The 5,489-nt window shown below is 60.0% G+C and carries 6 protein-coding genes; 3 read left to right on the forward strand and 3 right to left on the reverse strand.

Annotated elements, in window-relative coordinates; genetic code table 11:
* Positions 1-164 precede the first annotated feature (164 nt).
* On the forward strand, positions 165-563 hold the full coding sequence (locus AC1D1P_RS13125) for a hypothetical protein (protein ID WP_477669003.1): 399 nt from the start codon (positions 165-167) through the stop codon (positions 561-563).
* 144 nt (positions 564-707) lie between these two features.
* Here the strand turns inward: AC1D1P_RS13125 and AC1D1P_RS13130 are convergent, their stop codons facing one another.
* On the reverse strand, positions 708-1,046 hold the full coding sequence (locus tag AC1D1P_RS13130) for a hypothetical protein (protein WP_477673287.1): 339 nt from the start codon (positions 1,044-1,046) through the stop codon (positions 708-710).
* Positions 1,047-1,343: 297 nt separating this feature from the next.
* Positions 1,344-2,252, reverse strand: coding sequence for a class A beta-lactamase (bla, locus tag AC1D1P_RS13135; protein ID WP_477673290.1), 909 nt, complete (start codon positions 2,250-2,252; stop codon positions 1,344-1,346).
* Between the two features lie 108 nt (positions 2,253-2,360).
* On the opposite strand from bla, the gene AC1D1P_RS13140 reads away from it, so the two are divergent.
* Both AC1D1P_RS13140 and AC1D1P_RS13145 read left to right on the forward strand, forming a co-directional pair.
* The gene (locus AC1D1P_RS13140) at positions 2,361-3,224 is read left to right on the forward strand and encodes a LysR substrate-binding domain-containing protein (protein WP_477673288.1); all 864 of its coding nucleotides are present in this window, start codon (positions 2,361-2,363) and stop codon (positions 3,222-3,224) included.
* A gap of 53 nt (positions 3,225-3,277) precedes the next feature.
* Complete coding sequence (locus AC1D1P_RS13145; RefSeq protein WP_477669007.1) at positions 3,278-4,201, forward strand: LysR family transcriptional regulator; 924 nt, start codon at positions 3,278-3,280, stop codon at positions 4,199-4,201.
* 3 nt (positions 4,202-4,204) lie between these two features.
* Here the strand turns inward: AC1D1P_RS13145 and AC1D1P_RS13150 are convergent, their stop codons facing one another.
* A complete protein-coding gene (locus AC1D1P_RS13150; protein ID WP_477673289.1) occupies positions 4,205-5,419 on the reverse strand; it encodes a D-amino acid dehydrogenase in 1,215 nt (404 codons plus the stop codon).
* Positions 5,420-5,489: the final 70 nt, after the last annotated feature.

A 5,489-nucleotide genomic window follows, 5' to 3' on the forward strand; every position in this document is an offset into this window, starting at 1 on the left:
GCATCAAGGTGAACGCACGACTTCATGACTGGATGTTCGAACTGCGCGTGATACGTCATGCCTAGGAGTCTGGGCGGCAGCTCCTGGCCCGAGAAGCTCTTTGCTGGCTGTATATCTGGAATCGTTTTTGGGTCCGTACCCGTTTATTACCTTAGGAGAAAACCATGTCATCGATCTTGTCAAAAACCGTAGACGCCGCAAACAAGTTAGTTAAAGCGCCGAGCCAGGAGGAATTGAGAGAGCTTTGGCCAAGCACCAGCGAAGTTAATTCAGCAGCTGAAATTTATGGCGAGTGGATTGATCGGAAAAGTGTCAAAGGATTCATGGAGGTCGTGATCAAACTCAATGCGGATGGAACTGGCACTTATTTCCATTCAAGGCGGGCTGACATGGGCGAGTGGCCTTTCAATTATTCTGTTGAAGGCTCGGTCTTGACGATGGCGCTAGAGGCGGTAGACAGTGAAGGCATTAGATACAAGCATCTGGATGCCCGTTTGTTTGAGAAAAACCTTTTGCTCAACGACAACGGTGACGTTTCTGTTTTCGTATTAAAAAGCGCCTGATTTAATAATTGTCGGGGTGCCATTTTTCTTTCCCGAAAAATGGATGGACGATACGCGGAGAGCTGGTTGATCATCTACTTGCGCTCTTGCGGCCTGCGATCTCCATTGCCGCTCCTGTGGCGAATGGTGTCCACGCAGCCCGTTTCAGATCACGCTCGAAAATCCTGTATCCCCGCGGTCCAGTGGATCCACCTCAACGTCATAGATCTGGGTGATTCTCCAGCGCGAGTCTTCATAACCCGCCTGGCCGAGGATMTTCACAAGGAAGGAGCTGCGTTGCTTCTCTGCCTGAAGTGTTATTTCGCAGAAGAAGTCGAGCTTCGTGGGGCCATCGGGAAGTGCTCCAAGAAGTTGATAGCCAGCCCGGTTGAACCGGTCCTTGTTCTCTCGCTGAAGTAATTTTTCAACTTCAGGGGCAATGAGAACTGCGGCGGTGATGTGGTCGATGAGCCCATCGACCACCACCTGCGGGTTTATTTTCATGTTGTATGTGAACTCTTCTAGGAATCTCCCTGATTATCGATCTTTAGTATTACATTGAGCTGCTATTGTTGTAACCAGTCTCTAGTTGGTACGGTATTTTGTTTTCAATAATTTCATCAATTCCAATAGAAAATTCGTTGGAAATCAACGTTTTCGTTAAGCGCCAAATCCCGGCAATAGATTGCAGGCTCTCGTGCCCGACCTCTTTACCTTGGTGACAGCTTTGCCGTTTGAGAATGTGTTTCCCCGCAACGCAAAAAGCCGCCCGGAGGCGGCCAACTTTGTTGTCTCGTGTTATCAAGCCGGCGTGGCCAAAGAAGCCGCCAATTGACCGGCCTTTGCCACGATGGCCTCGCGTTCCTCCAGGGGCTTTGGGCTCTTGGTCAAATACACCGTGATCACCACAGGCGCGCATCCCGCAGGCCACAAAACGCCGATGTCGTTGGTGGTGCCATGGGCGCCTGTACCCGTCTTGTCGCCAACCAGGCAGTCCCGCGGCAGCAGGGCGCGCAATCGCCGGTCGGATGTCTTGCTGGCGATCAGCCACTGGCGCATCTGCTGGCGCGAGGTGTCTGACAGCGCATTGCCCAGCACGATTTTTTGCACGGTGCCCAGCATGGCGGCAGGCGTAGTGGTGTCGCGTGGATCACCGGGCGTGGCTTCATTCAGCGCGGTTTCAATGCGATCCAGTCGTGTCATGCGGTCACCGAGCGAGCGCGCGTAGTCCGTCAGGCCCTTGGGCCCGCCGAAGCTGGCCAGCATCAGGTTGGCGGCCGTGTTGTCGCTGACGGTGATAGTGGCTTCGCACAACTCCGCGAGCGACATGCTGCCACCGGCTCTTGGCCCGGTGACCGGTGAATGGGAAACCAGTGCCGCGCCGTCAACAGGCAGCAGGCGGTCCAGCCGTTCCTTTCCGGTGTCTACCCGGTGCAGCACCAGCGCAGCGGCCAGCAGCTTGAAGGTGCTGCACATGGGGAAGCGTTCCGCCGCGCGGTGTCCATGTTGCACGCCGGTACCGGCGTTGAGGATGGCAACACCGAGCCGGCCGCCGCTTTCCCGTTCAAGGGCTTTGAGCCGCCCGATGACCGAACTTGAATCTGCGGCTTGCGGTGCGCCGCTCATACCCCATAAATTCTGGGCATGAGCTGAACCCATGCCCGCCGCCATGAAGCTTCCCAGTGCGCCGGTAAATTGTCGTCTCTGCATCATTTTTACTCTCGGGTTGGTATGAAAACGGTAACGATATTGAAGGGCTGCAATTCCGGCAAACGGCAATAATCGAGGTAACTCATAAGTAAAACTTGGGCTTGAACCATGCACCTTCCCCTGAATGCCTTGCGTGCCTTTGAGGTGTCCGCGCGTCACCTGAGCTTCACGCGGGCCGCCGACGAGTTGAACGTCACCCAAACCGCGATCAGCCAGCACGTCAAAAATCTGGAAGAGCGCATGGGTGTTCCGCTGTTCCGGCGGCTTCCACGCGGCCTTGCCCTGACCGATGAAGGCCAGGCGCTGTTGCCCGCGCTGGCGGAATCGTTCGGCCGCATCGGCGCGTTGCTGGAGCAATTCCGCGATGGCCGCTTTAGGGAGGTACTGAGCGTTGGGGCTGTCGGCACTTTTGCGGTGGGCTGGTTGATTCCCCGTCTAGAGGCGTTCCAGCAGGCCCACCCTTTTGTTGATTTCAGGTTGTTTACCAACAACAACCGCGTGGACCTGGCCGGTGAGGGCCTGGACTACGCCATACGCTTTGGCGACGGCGCATGGCACGGCACCGAAGCTGACCTGCTTTTTCCCTCGCCGCTGTCACCCGTCTGCTCTCCTGTAACGGCTTCCCGTCTGCGAGAACCTGCTGACCTGGCCGGTGAGGTACTGTTGCGCTCCTACCGGTCCGATGAATGGGTGAGCTGGTTTGCCCTGGCCGGTGTGGACTGCCCTGTGGTCAGGGGGGCTGTGTTTGATTCGTCCCTGACCATGGCGGAAGCTGCCGTGCAGGGCGCTGGCGTTGCCTTGCTTCCGGTGAACCTGTTTGCGCGAGAGCTGCGCGAAGGGCGACTGGCAAGGCCGTTTCCACTGGAAATTGAAAACGGCAGTTACTGGCTGACCCGGCTCAAATCCCGGCGCGTGACGGGGGCCATGGGCGTTTTCCGTGACTGGATCACCCGCACATGCTGCGCACGATAATTGCTGTGCTGAGCCTGCACCATCCCGCCTGAACACGCACCACGGAACCCCCCATGCGCCTGCGCCACATCGAAGTCTTCAACGCGGTCATGCTCACCGGCAGTGTCAGCGGGGCGGCCCGCCTGATCAATGTCACCCAGCCCGCCGTCAGCCGCATCCTGCAGCATGCCGAGTTGCAGCTGGGTTTTGCCCTCTTCCAGCGCAGCAAGGGCCGGCTGACGCCGACCTCTGAAGCGTTGACGCTGTACCCGCACATCGAGCGGCTGTTTGCCCAGCTCGATGAAGTGCAGCGCCTGGCGGCCAACTTGAAAACCGGCGAAAGCGCCAGGGAACTCCGCATCCTGACGGTGCTGGCACTCAGCTACGAAATCCTGCCCCACGCGATCAAGCTCTTTCGGGTCAAGCATGCCGATGTGGCGATTACCGTGCGGGCGTTACATTCGCCGCAAATTATCTCGGCACTGGCGCTGCAGGAGGGGGATGTCGGTTTTCTTTTCAGCCCGGCAGCGCATTCGGCGCTGGCACAGGAACACCTGGCCGACGGCCGCATGGTGTGCGTTGCACCCAAGGGCATGYTGCCTGCGCGCCTCGTCAAGCGTGGCAGTGTCACGCTTGAGGACCTCACCAAAGTACCGGTCGTCGGGCTTGATGTGATGGACCCGGTGGGCCGCAGCCTCAACCAGGCCTGCCGCGAGGCAGGGGTGGGTCTCGAATTCCATATCACCGTGCAGACCTACCATTCGGCGCTGGCGCTGGCCCACCACGGGCTGGGCATTGCGGTGATTGACACGTGCACAGCGGCGTCCGCCGACCTGACGCGTGTGGACCTGCTGGAACTGGAACCCTTGATCCCGGTGCCCATCAATGCGCTGTTGCCTGCAGGCAAACCTGGCTCGGTCATCGTGCGGTCTTTTGTGAAATGCTTCCAGCAAGCCCTGACGCAGCGCGCTTCAGCGCCCGCGCTGCGCAAAGCCTGAAGGTCAGTGCTCCAGCATGCGGCTGATGCGTTGCGCAGAGCCGAACGCCAGGGTGAAGCCCAGCGCACCATGGCCGGTGTTGAACAACAGGTTGGCCGGGCCTTTCGCGTGTGTGCCAATGACCGGCAGGCCGGTGGGCGTGGCGGGGCGCATGCCGGCCCAGGGGCTCAGGGTTTCGAAGTTGCTGCAACCTGGAAAAACCGTTTGGGTCGACGCTTTCAGCGAAGCAATCTGTGCCGGGTCGACGGCGATGTCGTAACCCGAAAGCTCGGCCATGCCTGCCACGCGCAGGCGCGAACCGATGCGGGCGAACACCACCTTGCGAGCGCTGTCGGTCACGCTCACCTGCGGTGCTGCGCCATCGCCAGGTGCGACGTCCACCGTAACGCTGTAACCCTTCAACGGGTAGACCGGARGGTGCACACCCAGGGTGCGCGCCATGCGCGCAGACCCGGCACCCATCGCCATCACATAGCGGTCGGCTTCGAGATGGCCTTGCGGCGTCGCGACAGCTGCAACCAGGCCGCCGCGCACCACGAGCTGCTCCACGGGTGTGTCCAGCAGGAAGCGCACACCACCCTCGCGGCGCAGCACGTTGAACAGGCCGTCGCAGGTTTTCTGGCAGTCGGCAGCACACTCGCCCGGTGTGTAGATGGCGCCGGCGATGTGCCCGTGTCGGTTTTTCAGCGCGGGCTCGATCTCCACGCAGCGGTCGGCGCTGACGGCCTCCTGGGTACTGCCCAGTTCACGTTGCAGCAACATCTGCCGGCGCGCTGCAGCGAACGCTGCATCGCTGGCGTACAGCACCAGCTTGCCCGTGGCCGAGAAATCGCAATCCAGTTTTTCTTCGGCCATCATCGCGTCAAAGGACTGGCGGCTGAGCGCCGCCAGCGACAGTAAATGGCTGGTGGTGTTGCGTGAGGTCTTGCTGTTGCAGGCCGCCAGAAACTGCGCACCCCACAACCACTGGCGCACATCCAGGCGAGGCCGCAGCTTCAACGGGGAGGAGGGCGACAGCAGCAGCTTGGGAAGCTGCCGCCAGATGGCGGGATCTGCCAGCGGCTGCACGTAGGAGTAGCTCAGTTGTGCGCCGTTGCCGCCGCTGGCGCCGCTGCCGGGGCTGGCGCGGTCCACCACTGTCACCTCATGGCCGGCCCGCCGCAAGCTGTAGGCGGTTGCGAGTCCCACGATTCCTGCACCGAGCACACACACATGCATAGAAGCCTCTTTGTTCCCTGAAAGAGCGCCACTTTACGCAGTGGGTACAAGTTTGAACAATGCTGAATGC

The organism is Polaromonas sp. P1_E1_2, from assembly GCF_056406035.1.

Excerpts from the sequence above, each read along its gene's own strand:
- AC1D1P_RS13140 (WP_477673288.1), top strand. The coding sequence starts at position 2,361 with ATGCACCTTCCCCTGAATGCCTTGCGTGCCTTTGAGGTGTCCGCGCGT.
- bla (WP_477673290.1), bottom strand. The coding sequence starts at position 2,252 with ATGCAGAGACGACAATTTACCGGCGCACTGGGAAGCTTCATGGCGGCG.
- AC1D1P_RS13125 (WP_477669003.1), top strand. The coding sequence starts at position 165 with ATGTCATCGATCTTGTCAAAAACCGTAGACGCCGCAAACAAGTTAGTT.